Origin of the sequence: Mesorhizobium sp. B2-3-7 (genome assembly GCF_006442695.1) — a bacterium.
Taxonomy (GTDB): Bacteria; Pseudomonadota; Alphaproteobacteria; order Rhizobiales; family Rhizobiaceae; genus Mesorhizobium.
Genome location: NZ_VFVV01000015.1, coordinates 37,899 through 53,369 on the forward strand (window position 1 = coordinate 37,899; position 15,471 = coordinate 53,369).

13 protein-coding genes are annotated in these 15,471 nt (G+C 64.2%); 5 read left to right on the plus strand and 8 right to left on the minus strand.

Translation table 11 applies throughout. The features are described from left to right. The first annotated feature begins 16 nt into the window (after positions 1–16). Positions 17–2,467 (plus strand): ComEC/Rec2 family competence protein, encoded by a 2,451-nt coding sequence (locus tag FJ940_RS24445; RefSeq protein WP_140658172.1) that lies wholly within the window; start codon positions 17–19, stop codon positions 2,465–2,467. On the opposite strand, the gene lexA is transcribed toward FJ940_RS24445, so the two are convergent. Then, positions 2,461–3,204 (minus strand): transcriptional repressor LexA, encoded by a 744-nt coding sequence (lexA, locus tag FJ940_RS24450; protein WP_140498674.1) that lies wholly within the window; start codon positions 3,202–3,204, stop codon positions 2,461–2,463. The two genes, FJ940_RS24445 and lexA, sit on opposite strands and share 7 nt — an antisense overlap. A 452-nt stretch (positions 3,205–3,656) precedes the next feature. On the opposite strand from lexA, the gene FJ940_RS24455 reads away from it, so the two are divergent. Beyond that, positions 3,657–4,334 carry a TetR/AcrR family transcriptional regulator C-terminal domain-containing protein gene (locus FJ940_RS24455; protein WP_181171810.1) on the plus strand — a complete coding sequence of 226 codons (678 nt, stop codon included), beginning with the start codon at positions 3,657–3,659 and terminating at the stop codon, positions 4,332–4,334. Further along, on the plus strand, positions 4,331–5,578 hold the full coding sequence (gene kynU / locus FJ940_RS24460; RefSeq protein WP_140658176.1) for a kynureninase: 1,248 nt from the start codon (positions 4,331–4,333) through the stop codon (positions 5,576–5,578). Before FJ940_RS24455 ends, kynU begins: the two co-directional genes overlap by 4 nt. Positions 5,579–5,641: 63 nt before the next feature. On the opposite strand, the gene kynA is transcribed toward kynU, so the two are convergent. Beyond that, complete coding sequence (gene kynA, locus FJ940_RS24465; protein WP_140498668.1) at positions 5,642–6,478, minus strand: tryptophan 2,3-dioxygenase; 837 nt, start codon at positions 6,476–6,478, stop codon at positions 5,642–5,644. Beyond that, positions 6,475–8,100: an AMP-binding protein gene (locus FJ940_RS24470; protein ID WP_140658178.1), complete on the minus strand. Its 1,626-nt coding sequence runs from the start codon at positions 8,098–8,100 to the stop codon at positions 6,475–6,477. The genes kynA and FJ940_RS24470 overlap by 4 nt, the downstream gene beginning before the upstream one ends. Positions 8,101–8,267: 167 nt before the next feature. Between FJ940_RS24470 and FJ940_RS24475 the strand changes: the two genes are divergently transcribed. Further along, positions 8,268–9,098: an alpha/beta hydrolase gene (locus FJ940_RS24475; RefSeq protein ID WP_140625115.1), complete on the plus strand. Its 831-nt coding sequence runs from the start codon at positions 8,268–8,270 to the stop codon at positions 9,096–9,098. Positions 9,099–9,113: 15 nt separating this feature from the next. Here FJ940_RS24475 and glp read toward each other — a convergent pair whose 3' ends face one another. The 5 genes from glp to FJ940_RS24500 are packed head-to-tail and all read right to left on the minus strand — an operon-like array spanning position 9,114 to position 14,538. Continuing rightward, a complete protein-coding gene (glp, locus tag FJ940_RS24480; protein ID WP_140658180.1) occupies positions 9,114–10,319 on the minus strand; it encodes a gephyrin-like molybdotransferase Glp in 1,206 nt (401 codons plus the stop codon). After that, positions 10,319–10,819 carry a cyclic pyranopterin monophosphate synthase MoaC gene (gene moaC / locus FJ940_RS24485; protein ID WP_140498660.1) on the minus strand — a complete coding sequence of 167 codons (501 nt, stop codon included), beginning with the start codon at positions 10,817–10,819 and terminating at the stop codon, positions 10,319–10,321. The genes glp and moaC overlap by 1 nt, the downstream gene beginning before the upstream one ends. Before the next feature lie 2 nt (positions 10,820–10,821). After that, a complete protein-coding gene (gene trpC / locus FJ940_RS24490; protein ID WP_140515366.1) occupies positions 10,822–11,634 on the minus strand; it encodes an indole-3-glycerol phosphate synthase TrpC in 813 nt (270 codons plus the stop codon). A 4-nt stretch (positions 11,635–11,638) separates the two neighbouring features. Continuing rightward, on the minus strand, positions 11,639–12,649 hold the full coding sequence (trpD, locus tag FJ940_RS24495; protein WP_140515367.1) for an anthranilate phosphoribosyltransferase: 1,011 nt from the start codon (positions 12,647–12,649) through the stop codon (positions 11,639–11,641). Beyond that, on the minus strand, positions 12,646–14,538 hold the full coding sequence (locus tag FJ940_RS24500) for a SurA N-terminal domain-containing protein (RefSeq protein WP_140658182.1): 1,893 nt from the start codon (positions 14,536–14,538) through the stop codon (positions 12,646–12,648). The genes trpD and FJ940_RS24500 overlap by 4 nt, the downstream gene beginning before the upstream one ends. A gap of 143 nt (positions 14,539–14,681) precedes the next feature. Here FJ940_RS24500 and tpiA point away from each other — a divergent pair, with 143 nt between their 5' ends. Further along, entirely contained in the window at positions 14,682–15,449 is a 768-nt protein-coding gene (gene tpiA / locus FJ940_RS24505) for a triose-phosphate isomerase (protein WP_140498652.1), read from the plus strand. Positions 15,450–15,471 lie beyond the last annotated feature (22 nt).

Genomic DNA, 15,471 nt, shown 5'->3' on the forward strand with positions numbered 1-15,471 from the left:
GCAAGGGGCAGACCCGATGGCTGGAGCGGGCAGGGGCGCGGAGGAAGGCGAGGACGTCGTTGCCGGCGTCAGCGAACGCTCTTTTTTTGCCACGCCCGCGCCCGCCTCATTGCCGCTGGCGTTGTCGCCCCTACAGCAGCCGAGCAAGTCGCCGCCGGCGGATGTTTCCACGCCGCCCGGCATTCCCGCAGCCGGCGCGGCCGTGCGTCTGCGCCGTGAGTTCGGCCGTGCTTCATGGCCTCGTCTGCGCAACGGCGTGGCCAGAGCGTCCGAGCTCGAACTCGATCGGGGCATAGCCTTCCTGCTCGTGCCGGTGTTCCTGGCATGCGGATCGATCGCCTATTTTTCGCTGGCGGCGGAGCCGGGCTTTGCCAAGCCTGTCGCGGTCGCGATCCTGATGTCGCTGTGCGCGCTCGTTTCACGCTCATGGCCGAAAACGCATCTGTGCTTCATGGCGGCGCTGTTGTGCGCGCTCGGCATGCTCGCCGGCAAAGTCGAGACGTGGCGAGCGGGAACGCGGATGCTGGGCTCGGAAATCTCCACGCAAATCACCGGCCGCGTCGTTTCGGTCGACCAGATGGAGACCGGGCGCATCCGGCTGACCATCGATGTGACATCGACCGCGCGGCCGAAACTACTCTACGCGCCGGAGCGCGTTCGCCTTTCGGCACGCAAGGTGCCGGCTGAAGTGACGGCCGGTTCGCTCGTGACCGGCTATGCCAGGCTGTTGCCGCCGACCGGACCGGTGCGGCCGGACAGCTACGACTTTTCCTTCGACAGCTACTTCGCCGGCATAGGCGCCAGCGGCTTCTTTCTCGGCAACCCCAAAATCGTCTCAGCCGATGACAGGCCGCTGTGGGCCGCCCTTTCAGCCGCCATCGAGAGTGCTCGCGAAAGCATTGCCGACCATATCAGGGGCAGCATCGGCGGCGCCGAGGGCGAGATCGCCGCGGCGCTGATCGTGGGTGTGCGCGCCGGGATTCCCGACGAGATCAATGAAGCGATGCGACGCACCGGCATCTACCACATCATCTCAATTTCCGGGCTGCACATGGCGCTGGTCGCCGGCACGGTCATGGGTCTGCTGCGTGGCGGCTTCGCGCTGTTCCCGAATTTTTCCTCCCGCCGGCCGGTCAAGAAATACGCGGCCGCGGCGGCACTTTTCTCCATCGCCGCCTACCTCGTCATTTCGGGCGTCGTTGTCGCCGCCGAACGCAGCTTCATCATGCTGGCGGTGATGCTGATCGCCGTTCTGTTCGATCGGGCGGCACTCACCATGCGCAATCTGGCTATTTCGGCGATCGCCGTCATCGTGGTGTCGCCGCACGAGGTGGTAGGGCCGAGCTTCCAGATGTCCTTCGCCGCCACCGCGGCCCTGGTCGGCGCCTATGCCGGCTGGTCGGATCGCAAAGCCGACAAAGCGCGGACCCCGCCGCCGCAACGGACCTTGCCTAGCCTGCTGACGCGAAAATTGCTGCTGGCGACAGGTGGGCTGGCGATGACCTCGATTATCGCGGGAAGCGCCACGGCGCTTTTCGCCATCTGGCATTTCCAGCGCGTGTCGCCGCTCAGCCTGTTCGCCAATCTTGCCGTCATGCCGATCGTTTCGGTCGTGATGTTCCTTGCGGTTGCCAGCGCGCTGCTGATGCCGTTCGGGTTCGATGGACCATCCCTTTATCTGATGGGCAAGGGACTGACCGCGATGATCGCCATATCAGGATGGATCTCGCAACGCTCGCCGGTCGACGCGGTCGGGTTGATTTCGCAGCAATCCGTCCTTCTGGTGGCGATCGCCCTGGTCATCGCGACGATGGCCACGACATGGCTGCGGCTGGCGGCACTTCCCTTCGCGCTCGCCGGCCTGTTGACCGTCTCGGACACGCGCACGCCGGACGTGCTGATTTCGGAGGATGCCCGCCTGGTGGCGTTGCCGATCGGCGGCGGCGAGCTCGCGATCAACCGGGCGCGCCCGAACGAATTCACCGTCGATAATTGGAAACGCGCGCTGAAGTCCGAAACCATCGTTGCGCCGGAACTGTTCGACAGCGGAGACCGACAGTTCGACATCTTCGATCCCGCGCAACTTCCGGCGGGAGCGCCTTTCTATTGCTTCACGGGCCTGTGCATGGCCCGGCATACCTCGGGGGCGATCATCGCGCAGGTGGAGGATCGCAAGGACGCCTGGAGGGCCTGCTCCTATGCGGATCTGATCGTCATCAACGACCCCGCGGGCTACGATCCCTGCCACAATCCGCTGGTTCTCGTCATCACCAAGCGGCAGCTCGCTCGCAAGGGAAGTGCCGCCGTCTTCTTCGACCAGCAATCGGCGACGGCACCGGCACGGGTCAGCTTTGCCGTCGACAGGCCATATCGGCCCTGGCACGAACAGCGGAAATTCTCACGCGAGGCAAGGGGACTGCCGCCTTACCGTAAACCCGAAAAGCCCATCGCCGACCCCGCTCAGTAGCGCCTGATCAGGCCGACCAGCTTGCCTTGCACCTTGACCCTGTCCGGTCCGAAAATACGTGTTTCATAGGCCGGATTGGCAGCCTCGAGCGCAATCGAAGCACCCTTTCGGCGGAAGCGCTTCAGCGTTGCTTCCTCCTCGTCCACCAGGGCCACGATGATCTCGCCGGGACTTGCGGTGTCGGCATTGCGGATGATGACCGTGTCGCCGTCGAAAATGCCGGCCTCGATCATCGAATCGCCCTTGACCTCCAGCGCATAGTGTTCGCCGCCCATGATCATGTCAGGCGGCACTGAAATGGAATGCGTCTGATGCTGGATGGCGTCGATCGGCACACCCGCTGCGATGCGACCCATGACCGGGATCGACACCGCTGAAACCGCGTCGTCGTCATTGCCGGCAGCGGGCAGACGCGAAGACGTCGCCGGCTTGATCTGCCGGCTAGGGCTGCTGCCCTGTCCGAGGCTGCCCTGGATGACGCTCGGGGAGAACTTCTTTGCCGCGTTAAGACCCGGCGCGATCGAGTCCGGCAGGCGCAGCACCTCCAGCGCGCGCGCCCGGTTGGGCAGGCGGCGAATGAAGCCGCGCTCCTCCAACGCCGTGATCAGCCGATGAATTCCCGACTTGGAGGCGAGGTCCAGCGCTTCCTTCATCTCGTCGAAGGACGGCGGAATGCCGCTTTCCTTCAGCCGTTCATGGATGAACATCAAGAGTTCATGTTGCTTGCGCGTGAGCATGGCGGCCCCCAAAGGCATTGCACGAAGGGTCTGGAACCAGAATCAGAAAACAAACCCAGAACAAACACTATCTGTTCCAGTTGTGTTCCGCAACCATTTAAAGTTTAATGAATTTGTTAAGGCGACGGAAACGAAATGCCCTCCCGCAGCCAGCATCCTGCCAGCGCGGTCCGTCGTCAATGCGCTCCCGGGCCCTTTGAAACTATTTTGGTTAATGGCCTGTGGCCCGACCGGTCTCCACTCTTGGCACAAGCCTGCAAGCTGGGTGACCGGCAGGTGCGGGGTGCGTTTGGGCGGATTAGAAACCCCTGCGGCTCGTGAACGAAACGAAACCAAAATGCCAACTTCCGCCGGAAAACGGCCAGACACCACCACTGGTCGCGACGGGCTGCGTTCGTTCGTTCGCTTGACGAAACCGTATAATAATGTACGGTTTTCGAAGAGGAACACCAATGACCACGCCGAAGCAGGCCGCGCGACGCGAACGGATAGAGGAGGCCGCCTATGCGGTGCTCCGGGAAGCCGGCTACAAGAGCGCCTCCCTGCTTGCTATCGCCAAGCGGGCATCGGCCTCGAACGAAACCCTCTACAACTGGTACGGCAACAAGCAGACCCTGTTTCGATCCTTGATCGAAGCCAATGCGGGAGAGGCAAGGAAGCTGCTGGAGGACGCCCTTCACCAGGCGCGCGATCCGCTCGAAACCCTGAACTTGCTCGGGCCAGTCCTGCTGACCCTCGTGACGGGCGACAAGGCGGTGGCGCTCAATCGCGCCGCGGCCGGCGACGTCAACGATACAGGCACGCTTGGCCAATCGATCGCGCAATTCGGCCGCAATACCATAATGCCGCTTGTTGGCGACCTGCTTCGAACCGCAAGTCGGGCCGGCCTGATCGCCTGTGACGATCCTGCCGAAGCCGCCGACATCTACATCAGTCTTTTGATCGGCGATCTCCAGGTTCGCCGGATCGTTGGGGTGCTCGAGGAACTGCCTCGGGCGGAAATCGAGCAAAGATCGAACCGGGCGTTCACCCTGTTCTTGCGCCTCTATGCGGCCAGCCCTTGCCCGGGCGGCAAAACAGCCGGCCCGTTTCCAGGGCGCTCTTCTCACCGAGGAACATCGCGACCATGAGCAAAATTCCCGATCTCGCAGCGATCGAGGCAATGGACACCGCGGATCCGCTGCGTGCCATGCGTGACCGCTTCACCTTGCCCCAGGGGGTGATCTATCTCGACGGCAATTCGCTGGGCGCCGCTTCGCCAGCCGTGTTCGGCGAGCTGCAGAAGGCCGCCACGCAGGAGTGGGCGCAGGATCTCATCCGCGCCTGGAACACCGCCGGCTGGTTCGACATGCCGGTCGAACTCGGCGACCAACTCGGGCGCCTGATCGGGGCCGCCGCCGGCCAGACGGTGGTCTGCGATACCACCTCGATCAACATCTACAAGGTGCTGCATGCGGCACTCGGGATGCGGCCGGACAGGTCAGTCATCATCGCCGAGGGGGACAGCTTTCCGACCGATCTCTATATGGCCGAAGGCGTTGCCTCGACGCGGCCGGGCACGGTGCTGCGGCTCGAGGGTGTCGATGCGCCGACCATAGAAGAACTGATCGACGAGCGGGTCGCGGTCATCCTGGTCAACCACGTCAACTACAAATCCGGGCAGTTACGCGACATGGCCGCGCTGACGCGGACGGCACATGATGCCGGCGCGCTGATTGTCTGGGATCTCTGCCATACCGCCGGCGCCTTGCCCGTCGAGCTCGACCGTTCGAATGCCGATTTCGCCGTTGGCTGCACCTACAAATATCTCAATGGCGGCCCGGGTGCCCCGGCCTTCATCTACGCGGCCGAGCGCCACCATGGCGATGTCCGCCAGCCGCTCAGCGGCTGGTGGGGCCATGCGCGGCCATTCGCCTTCGAACAGGGTTTTGCTGCCGGCACAGGCATCCGCCGGTTTCTCTGCGGCACGCAGCCTGTGCTGTCGATGCGCGCGCTCAAAGGGGCGCTCGATGTCTGGGCCGAGGTCGACATGGCAGAGGTGCGCAGGAAGAGCATGGCGTTGACCGATCTGTTCATCCAACTGGTCGAGGCAAAATGCGGCGCCTACGGCCTCGAACTCGAAAGCCCGCGCGATGGCAATGAGCGCGGCAGCCAGGTTTCGTTCCTCCACCCGCATGGCTATCAGGTGATGCGGGCCTTGATCGAGCGCGGCGTGATCGGCGATTTCCGCGCGCCATCCACGATTCGCTTCGGCTTTACGCCGCTTTATGTCGGCTATGTCGATGTCTGGCAGGCTGTCGAGGTGCTGGAAGACATTTTGCGCACGGACGCGTGGCAGGAGGCGCGTTTCGCCGTCAAGGCGGCGGTGACTTAAGAGCCTGTCGCTCAGAAAAGCGCAGTGGGTTCGGGATAACGATATGCAGTCGGCAAAGCTACGTCAGAGCCGGGTGCGGACCTTCCACAGCTCCGGGAACAACTCCACCTCCAGCATCTTCTTCAGGTAGGACGCGCCCGATGTGCCGCCGGTGCCGCGCTTCATGCCGATGATGCGCTCGACCGTGGTGACGTGGTTGAAGCGCCAACGGCGGAAATAATCCTCGAAATCGACCAGCTTCTCGGCGAGTTCGTAGAACATCCAGTAGCGCTGCGGGTCGCGGTAGATGATCTGCCAGGCGACAAGGACCTCTTCGTTCTCGGTCCGCGTTTCGCGCCAGTCCGTACGCCTTGCGTCGGCACCGATGTCGAAGCCGTTACGGGCGAGCAGCAGCAGCGCCTCGTCGTAGAGCGACGGTTGCGCCAGGATCGCCTCCAGTTTCTCGCTGAGGTCCGGCCGGTGCTTGTGCGGTCCGAGCATTGCGAGATTGCGGTTGCCGGCCATGAACTCGATGGCACGGTACTGCCACGACTGGAAGCCCGAGGACTGGCCAAGCGCGTCGCGGAACTCGGTGTATTCGCTGGGCGTCATCGTGCGCAGCACGTCCCAGGCATTGTTGAGCTGCTCGAAGATGCGGGCGACGCGCGAAAGCATCTTGAAGCTCGGTTCGAGACGGTCGGCGCGGATGGAGCGGATTGCGGCGCCGATTTCGTGCAGCGCGAGCTTCATCCAGAGTTCCGATGTCTGGTGCTGGATGATGAACAGCATCTCGTCATGGGCTGACGAAAGCGGCTCCTGCGCCTCGAGCACCTTTTCCAGATGCAGATAGTCGCTGTAGGACATGCGCTCCTTGAACGACATTTCCGCGCCCTCGGCGGACGGGTCGTAGGGCTTGCTCAATTGATCTTCTCCGCACGCAGCCGGAAGCGCTGGATCTTGCCGGTCTGCGTCTTGGGCAAAGCGGCGATGAATTTTACCGAGCGCGGATATTTGTAGGGCGCGATCGTGGCCTTGACGTGATCCTGCAGACGCTTGACGGTCATTGCGTCTGGCGCCACGCCTTGCACGAGCACCACATGAGCCTCGACGATCTGGCCGCGCTCGGCATCCTCGGCGCCGACCACCGCGCATTCGGCGACATCGGCATGCGCCAGCAGCGCCGCTTCGACCTCAGGGCCGGCGATGTTGTAGCCGGCACTGACAATCATGTCGTCGGAGCGCGCTGCGAAGTGGAAGAAACCGTCCTCGTCCTGCCAGAACGTGTCGCCGGTGAGGTTCCACCCGTCGCGGACATAGTCGCTCTGCCTGGCATCGGCCATGTAGCGGCAGCCGGTCGGTCCCCGCACCGCGAGCCTGCCCGCGGTGCCGCGCGGCACTTCGCGCATTTCGTCGTCGACGACGCGCGCCTCATAGCCGCCAACGGCCTTGCCGGTGGAGGCAGGCTTCATGTCATCGAAGCGGTTGGAGATGAAAATATGCAGCATTTCCGTGGCGCCGATGCCGTCAAGGATCGGCTTTCCGGTTTTCTCAGTCCATTCCTCGAAGACCGGCGCGGGCAAGGTCTCGCCGGCCGAAACGGCGACGCGCAGCGACGATAAATCGGCCCCTTCGTCCATGGCCTTGAGCATTGCGCGATAGGCGGTGGGCGCGGTGAAGGAGATCGTCGCTTTGTAGGTTTCGATGATGTGGACCATGTTGGGTGGCGTGGCCTGTTCCAGCAGCGTCGCCGCGGCGCCGAAACGCAGCGGAAAGATGGCGAGCCCGCCAAGGCCGAAGGTGAAGGCCAGCGGCGGCGAGCCGACGAAGATGTCGTCAGGCGTCACCTGCAGGATCTCGCGGGCGTAGGCGTCGGCGATGATCAGGAGGTCGCGGTGAAAATGCATCGTCGCCTTCGGCACGCCTGTCGTGCCTGAGGTGAAGCCGAGCAGGGCGACGTCGTCACGCCCGGTCTGCACCGCGGTAAACGTCACGGGCTTGTCGAGGGCGGCGCGATCGAGTTCGGCGTCGTGGTTGGCGGTGCCGTCGAAGCCGATGACCTGCTTGAGGAACGCGCTGTCCTTGGCGCAGGCGGTCATCTCGTCCATCAGCCTGGTGTCGCACAGCGCTGTGGTGATTTCGGCCTTGTCGACGATCTTGGCGAGTTCGCCGGCGCGCAGCATCGGCATCGTGTTGACCACGACGGCGCCGACCTTGGTGGCGGCCAGCCAGCAGGCCACCATTGCGGGGTTGTTGGCCGAGCGGATCAGCACCCGGTTGCCTGGCTTGACGCCGTAATTCTCGACCAGCGCATGCGCCAGCCTGTTCGTCCAGTCGGATAATTCCTTGTAGGTGCGGCGGCGGCCGTTGCCGATCAGCGCGGTGTGGTCGCCCAACCCTTTCTCGACCAGCCTGTCGGTCAGTTCGACGCCGGCATTGAGCCGTTCGGGATAGTCGAAGCCGTCGAGCAGGAAGTCCGGCCATTGATCCGGCGGCGGCAGGTTATCGCGCGTGAACGTGTCGATATGCGCTGATGGCCCAAGCATTTTCGGCTGCCCCTGTCTGCCTCACGCCCATCGCTGAACAAGGCACAGGATCGCACCAGTCGAAATTTGTTTCAAGCCTAAAATGTTTTGCCCCCGGAGCATTGACGTTGCCGCTGTCGATCGCCATTGCTAGCGGCTGAAACGATGCCGTCCGGGGGAGGGTGCCGATGCTCGAACATCGCATTGCCGATTGGGACAATGCCTACGCCAACGGCGCCAACATCGCCGGCAGCGATCGCTGGCCGGCCGCATGGGTCGAACCGGCGCAGGCATTTCGCGATGCGCTTGCGGCAAAGGGCAGGGCTCAGCTCGACATCGCCTATGGCGACAGGCCGCGCAACCGGCTCGATCTCTTCCTTCCCGCCGCCAAGCCCAAAGGGCTCGTCGTGTTCATCCATGGCGGCTACTGGCTGGAGTCCGACAAGGATAGCTGGTCGCATCTCGCCAAGGGCTCGGTTGACAGCGGCTTTGCCGTGGCGATGCCGTCCTATACGCTCTGCCCCGCCATACGCATCGCCGGCATCTCCCACGAGATCGGCGCGGCGATCGGCAAGGCGGCGGCGATGGTCGGGGGACCGCTTATGCTGACCGGGCATTCGGCCGGCGGCCATCTCGCCAGCCGCATGGCGACGACATCAACGCCCCTGGCGGCCGGCGTGGCAAGGCGCGTACGCCACGTCGTTTCGATTTCGGGCCTGCATGACCTGCGTCCGCTTATGCGCACCGGCATGAACGCGGCGCTGAAAATCGATGAAGCCGAGGCGCTGACGGAAAGCCCGGCGCTGCTGCGGCCCATGGATGGCGCTCGCGTCACGTGCTGGGCCGGAGGCGGCGAGCGGTCCGAGTTCTTGCGCCAGAACGCCTTGCTGGCCAATATCTGGACAGGGCTTGGTGCCGTCACGAGCGCGGTGGTCGAGCCGGACCGACATCATTACGACATTGTCGAAGGCCTGGCTGATCCGGTCCATCCGCTGACACGAACTTTGCTTGCGGAGTAGAAAAACGGCGAAACGTCACCTCAGCATTATAACGCTGCAGGCATTTCCTACAGCCGCGGGGGACGCAGACGGTTCGCGCACGATCAGTCCGTTGGCGTCGGCCAGTATCCTCAGCATCGAGGAATCCTGGATGCTGAAAGGGGTTGCCACCAGCATGCCGGCCTCTTGCCTGACCACCGCCCGCACATAGTCCTGGCGCAGATCATTGGCCTGCATGGCGGCGCCCAGCCTTGCCTGACGAATATCTTGCCGGAAATCGCGGCCGCCGAGGCGTGCCAGGAGCGGTTTCAGGAACAGTTGCGAGCAGACGAGGCTCGCCACCGGATTGCCGGGCAGGCCGATGCACCTGATGTCGCCGAGGCGGCCGAACATCAGCGGCTTGCCGGGACGCATGGCGATCTTCCAGAAACCGAGCGTCATGCCTTCGCCGGTCAGCACGTCATGGATCAGATCGTGGTCGCCGACCGAGGCGCCGCCAAGCGTGACGACGACATCAGCGCCGGCCGCGACCGCTTTCCTGACCAGCGCCGCGATGGCTTCCTCGCGATCAGCGGCAATGCCGAGATCAAGCGCATGCGCGCCGACCGATTGCGCGGCGGCGGCGACGCCATAGGCGTTTGACGAAATGATCTGGTCGGGGCCGAGTTCGCTGCCGGGCGGCAGCAGCTCGTCGCCGGTGGCGATGATGGCAACCAGCGGCCGCTTTACGACGCCCACCCGGGGATGGTTGGCCGAGGCGACAAGCGACAGTGCTGCCGGATCGAGCACGCGGCCTTTTTCCAGCAGGATGTCGCCCTCGGAGAAATCGAGCCCGAAGCGGCGGATGTTGCGCCCCTCGGCCGTCGGTTCGACCACCTCGATGCTGCCGCCGCCGAGGTCACGAACGTTTTCCTGGATGACGATGGTGTCTGCGCCTTGCGGCAGCGGAGCACCGGTGAAGATGCGCACGGCCTGCGCCTTGCCGACGGCGCCGTCAAAGCCGCGCCCGGCCGCCGCCACGCCCATCACCGAAAGCCGGGACGGCACGGACGCGACATCGACAGCGCGGACCGCGTATCCGTCCATGGCAGAGGCGTTGAAGGGCGGTTGGGTGCGCAACGCCACCACCGGTTCCGCGAGAACGCGATCCACGGCCTCGAGGAGCGAAACGCTTTCGCTCGCAAGCGGCGCAGCACCCTCCAGCAGGCGTTCGAGCGCTGCTGCGACCGGAAGCAGCGCCATCAGGCGACCGCCCCATCTTCGCCAGCGGCTTTGTAGTCGCCCGACTTGCCGCCGGTCTTTTCGACCAACCGGATGCCGGTGATGACCATGGCACGGTCGACCGCCTTGGCCATGTCGTAAATGGTCAGGCAGGCAACCGAAGCCGCGGTGAGCGCTTCCATCTCGACGCCGGTCTTGCCGGTGACGCGCGCCAGCGCAACGATCTTCAGTCCGGGCAGGGCAGGATCGGGCTCAATGTCGACGGAGACCTTGGTCAAGAGCAGCGGATGGCAGAGCGGGATCAGCTCATGCGTCTTCTTCGCTGCCATGATGCCGGCTATGCGCGCGGTGCCCAGCACATCGCCTTTCTTGGCATTGCCGGCCAGGATCATCTTCAGCGTCTCGGGCCGCATCGAGACGAAACCCTCGGCGACAGCGGTGCGCGTCGTTTCGTCCTTGCCGCCGACATCGACCATGTTGGCCTGGCCCTGCGGGCCGAGATGGGTGAGGGCGGCCGTCATCGTCAGACGGCCTCGGCCGCTGCCTTGCCGGTGAGCAGCGCGCGCGTTGCCGCGGTCACATCCTGCTGGCGCATCAAACTTTCGCCGACCAGGAAGGTGCCGATGTCGCTCTTCTGCAATCTGAGGCAGTCGTCATGAGAGAAGATGCCGCTTTCGCTGACCAGCAAGTAACCGCCCGGAATCATCGCCCGCAGTCGTTCCGAGGTTTCGAGACGGGTCTCGAATGTCCGCAGATTACGGTTGTTGATGCCGATTAATTGCGACGACAGCTTCAGTGCGCGCTCCGTCTCGGCCTCGTCGTGGACCTCGATCAGCGCATCCATGCCGAGTTCGAATGCCGTCGCTTCAAGCTCGCTCGCCAAATCATCATCTACGCTGGCCATGATGATCAGGATGGCGTCCGCCCCCCAGGCGCGAGCTTCATGGACCTGATAAGGATCGAACAGAAAATCCTTGCGCAGCGCGGGCAGGGTGACGGCGGCTCTTGCCTTGGTGAGAAATTCCGGCGCGCCCTGGAAAGACGGTGCGTCGGTCAGCACCGAAAGACAGGCGGCGCCGCCCTTTGCATAGGCCCGCGCGAGCGCTGGCGGATCGAAGTCGGCGCGGATCAAGCCCTTGGACGGGCTTGCCTTCTTGATCTCGGCAATCAGAGCGAAGCCGCCGGATCTGCGCTTCGCCTCAAGCGCCGTGAGAAAGCCGCGCGGCGCGTCAGTGTCTTTCGCCCGCGCCTTGATCTCGGCCAGCGGCACGCGCGCCTTGGCCGTCGCGATCTCGTCGCGCTTGTAGGCCTCGATCTTGCGCAGGATGTCCGACATCTGTCTAACCGTTCGAAATCTCGACCAGCCGGTCGAGCACCTGCAGCGCCCGGCCGCTGTCGATGGCTTGCACCGCCGTCGCCATGCCGTCGGCGAGCGTCGTCGCCTTGCCCGCCACCACCAAGCCGCCGCCGGCGTTCATCAGCACGGTGTCGCGAAAAGCGCCCACGGCGCCACCCAGCATAGCGCGCAACGCCTCGGCGTTGTAGGCAGCGTCGCCGCCGCGCAGTTCTTCCTTGGTGTGACGGGTCAGGCCAACCGCTTCGGGCGTCAAGGTGAAGGTGCGGATCTCGCCGCCGATCAGTTCGGCGACATGCGTTTCACCCGTGGTGGTGATCTCGTCGTAGCCGTCACCATGAACGACCCAGGCATGCTCGGTGCCCAGCGCCTTCAGCGTCTGGGCCACCGGTATGATCCATTCCGGCATGAATACGCCGACCATCTGCCGGCGCACGTCGGCCGGGTTGGAGAGCGGACCGAGCAAGTTGAAGATGGTCCTGGTGCCGAGCTCCACGCGGGTCGGGCCGACATGCTTCATCGCCGGGTGATGTGCCGGCGCGAACATGAAGCCGACACCAGCCTCGTGGATGCAGCGGCCGATGGCCTGCGGCGTGAGGTCGATCTTGACGCCGAGCGCGGTCAGGACGTCGGCCGCACCGGTCAGCGAAGACAACCCGCGATTGCCATGCTTGGCGACCGGAACCCCGCTGGCGGCGATGACGAAAGCGGATGCCGTCGAGATGTTGACGGAGTGCGAATTGTCGCCGCCGGTGCCAACGATGTCGATGGCGCCGACAGGTGCGTCGACGCGAAGCATCTTGGCGCGCATGGTGGCGACGGCGCCCGAAATCTCGTCCACCGTCTCGCCGCGCACACGCAACGCCATCAGGAAGCCGCCGATCTGGCCGGGCGTAGCATCGCCCGACATGATGATGTCGAAGGCCTCGCGCGCCTCGTCGAAGGACAGGGCGGTGCCGGTCGCGACCTTGGCGATATGGGTTTTCAGCGCGCTCATCTTGTCGAGGCTTGGGCAACGGCAGCCTGGTCGACGCGGACGCCGTACTGCGTCTGCAACTGCGCCACCAACTGGTCGAGCAGATCGTCCGACATGCCGGAGGTGAAGGACTTGCGCGCGTCCTCGGGCACCGAACTGGCATCGGCCCCGGCGGGTTCGAACACCTCGGCGACCTTGAACAGGATTTGCGCGTCGCTGGTGGGAGAGGGGATCAAGCCGGTGCCGCCTTCGCCGACGCCGAACATCACCGCTGCACCTTCCTTGCCGAAATCGGCGTCGTCGGCTTCGCGCTTCAGGCCACGCTTGGTCTGCTTTTCCAGCTTGAGCTCGCCGGCAATGACGTCGAGCGTTGCGCCGGCCTTGAGCCGCTTTTCCAGCTCCTGCGCCTTGGCGGTCAGCCGCTTGGCCGTCTCGGCCGCGGTCCAGTCGGCAACGACCTTCTGGCGAACTTCGTCCAGCGTGCGGTCGCGGGCCGGCGTGATCGAAGCCACTTCATAGAAAATGAAGCCGTTATCGGCCGTGGTCAGCGCCTCGTTTTCAGTATTCGGTTCGGCATCGAAGGCAGCCTTGATCAGGGCCGGCGATTCCGGCAGATCCTTGACGATGGAGCCATCGGGCCGCAGGCCACTGCGATCGATCGCGTCGACAGTGACGACCTTCAGCTTCAGCTTGGCGGCGGCGTCGGCCAGCGAACTGCCGGCGGCGCGACTGTCCTCGTAATTATCATGCACGTCCAGAAGGATGCGGTTTGCCTCGCCCAGCGCCAGGTCCTTGCGGATCTGGTCCGACACTTCGGCCAGCGGCTTCACGACTTCGGGCTTGATCTCGGTGACGCGCAGCAGCACGGGACCAAAGGCACCCTGCACGACAGGGCTGACCTCATTGACGTTGAGCGCAAAAGCAGCGTCGGCGACCGCCTTGTCGGCGATCTTGTCCTTGGCGAGCGTTCCGAGCAGCGTGTCGGCCGGGGTCTTGCCTTCCGCAGTGACGAGCTTGTCGAAGGTTGCGCCGGACTTCAACGAATCGAGCGCGGCCTTGGCCTCGTCCGGCGTCTTGAACACAAGCTGCTCTATGGTGCGCATCTCGGGAGTGGTGTAGCGCGCCTTGTTCTTGTTGTAGTCGTCGCTGACCTGGGCGTCGGTCACCGAGCTCGTGTCCATGATGTCCTGCGGCTCGAGCCTGACATAGGAAAACTTGCGGTATTCGGGCGCGGCATAGGTCTTCTTGTTGGCCTCGAAATAGGCCTGCAGCGCGCTGTCGCTCGGCGCCTCGATGGGTTCGACCAGCGTCTTCGGCAAGGTCAGATAGTCGACCGTACGATCCTCGCCACGGTACAGGGCCACCGCCTTGAAGAAGGTGTCAGGCGCCTTGAGGCCGTCCGAAACCGCCTCGACGATCTGCTGGCGCACCGCGACCTGGGCACGATTCTTCAAATAATCCTCCGGGCGCATGCCGACCTCACGCAGCCTGTATTCGAAGGCTCTCCGGTCGAACTGTCCGCCGGGGCCCTTGAACGCCGGATCCTCGCGGGTGAGTTCCGCCAGCCGGTCCTTGGACAGGCCAAGGCCGAGCTTGCGAGCCTGTTCGTCGAGGACCGCGCCCGAAACAAGCTGCGCCAACACCTGGTTGTCGACGCCGAGCGCCTTTGCCTGTTCGTGGGTGAGGCGCTGACCGAACTGCTGCGACATGACGGCGAGCTGGCGGTCATAGGCGAGGCGGTATTCGTTGATCGACACCTTGGTGCCGCCGGCCGTGATGACGGAATCGTGGCCGGCAAGGCCACCCATCAGCCGTCCCGATACGCCCCAGACCGCAAAACTGACCACCAGCAGCGAAAGCAGTAACTTCGCGACCCAGGTGCCCGCCGCGCTTCTCAATATACCAAGCATCGTTACTTCCGATTTATGCGCATTTTCGGATGCGCCGAGTCTGAAACAAGCGCAATAGCGCCCTTCCGGTCCACTGTCGATTGCTTTGTGGCTTGATTTTGGTAGTGAGAACGCCAGCCGAATGTCACCCGGAGAAGCAAACGATGACGCCAGGAATTCGCCCGCTCGTCGCAGGCAACTGGAAAATGAACGGTACCAGCGCCTCGCTCAACGAACTCAGGATGATCGGCAACGGTTTCATGAGCGGGCTCGACGCAGACACCGAGGCGCTGGTCTGCGTTCCCGCGACCTTACTCGCCCATGCCGCCGAGATTCTGTCGCGTACGCCGGTTCATGCCGGCGGTGAGGATTGCCACGCCAAGGAGAGCGGCGCCTATACCGGGTGCATCTCCGCGGAGATGCTGAAGGATGCGGGCGCGACCCACGTCATCGTCGGCCATTCCGAATGCCGCGAACAGCGCGGCGAGGATGATGCGACAGTTCAGGCCAAGGCCTCCGCAGCCTGGCGCGCCGGGCTTGTGGCCATTGTCTGCATCGGCGAGACGCGGCAGGAGCGCGAAGCGGGCGCGACGCTGGACGTGCTGTCACGCCAAGTTGCCGGTTCGGTGCCGGCAAGCGCTACCGCGTCCAACACGATCGTTGCCTATGAGCCGGTGTGGGCGATCGGCACCGGCCTGACCCCGACCGTCGCCGATGTAGCCGAAGCGCATGCGCATATTCGCGAAAAACTGTCGGAGAAGCTCGGCGCCGCCGCGGGCAAGATGCGCATTCTCTATGGCGGTTCGGTCAAGCCGTCCAATGCAGTGGAACTGCTTGGGGTCAGGAATGTCGACGGCGCGCTGGTTGGCGGGGCCAGCCTGAAAGCGGCCGACTTCCTGGGCATCGCGGAAGCCTATCGCAGCATCTCCTGATGACTTCGCGCGGCGCCGAAGC

Coding starts and splice junctions, on each gene's coding strand:
- trpD (WP_140515367.1), bottom strand. CDS start 12,649: ATGAGCGCGCTGAAAACCCATATCGCCAAGGTCGCGACCGGCACCGCC.
- FJ940_RS24475 (WP_140625115.1), top strand. CDS start 8,268: ATGCTCGAACATCGCATTGCCGATTGGGACAATGCCTACGCCAACGGC.
- FJ940_RS24455 (WP_181171810.1), top strand. CDS start 3,657: ATGACCACGCCGAAGCAGGCCGCGCGACGCGAACGGATAGAGGAGGCC.
- FJ940_RS24500 (WP_140658182.1), bottom strand. CDS start 14,538: ATGCTTGGTATATTGAGAAGCGCGGCGGGCACCTGGGTCGCGAAGTTA.
- FJ940_RS24445 (WP_140658172.1), top strand. CDS start 17: ATGGCTGGAGCGGGCAGGGGCGCGGAGGAAGGCGAGGACGTCGTTGCC.
- glp (WP_140658180.1), bottom strand. CDS start 10,319: ATGGCGCTGCTTCCGGTCGCAGCAGCGCTCGAACGCCTGCTGGAGGGT.
- kynU (WP_140658176.1), top strand. CDS start 4,331: ATGAGCAAAATTCCCGATCTCGCAGCGATCGAGGCAATGGACACCGCG.
- FJ940_RS24470 (WP_140658178.1), bottom strand. CDS start 8,100: ATGCTTGGGCCATCAGCGCATATCGACACGTTCACGCGCGATAACCTG.
- lexA (WP_140498674.1), bottom strand. CDS start 3,204: ATGCTCACGCGCAAGCAACATGAACTCTTGATGTTCATCCATGAACGG.
- moaC (WP_140498660.1), bottom strand. CDS start 10,819: ATGACGGCCGCCCTCACCCATCTCGGCCCGCAGGGCCAGGCCAACATG.
- tpiA (WP_140498652.1), top strand. CDS start 14,682: ATGACGCCAGGAATTCGCCCGCTCGTCGCAGGCAACTGGAAAATGAAC.
- trpC (WP_140515366.1), bottom strand. CDS start 11,634: ATGTCGGACATCCTGCGCAAGATCGAGGCCTACAAGCGCGACGAGATC.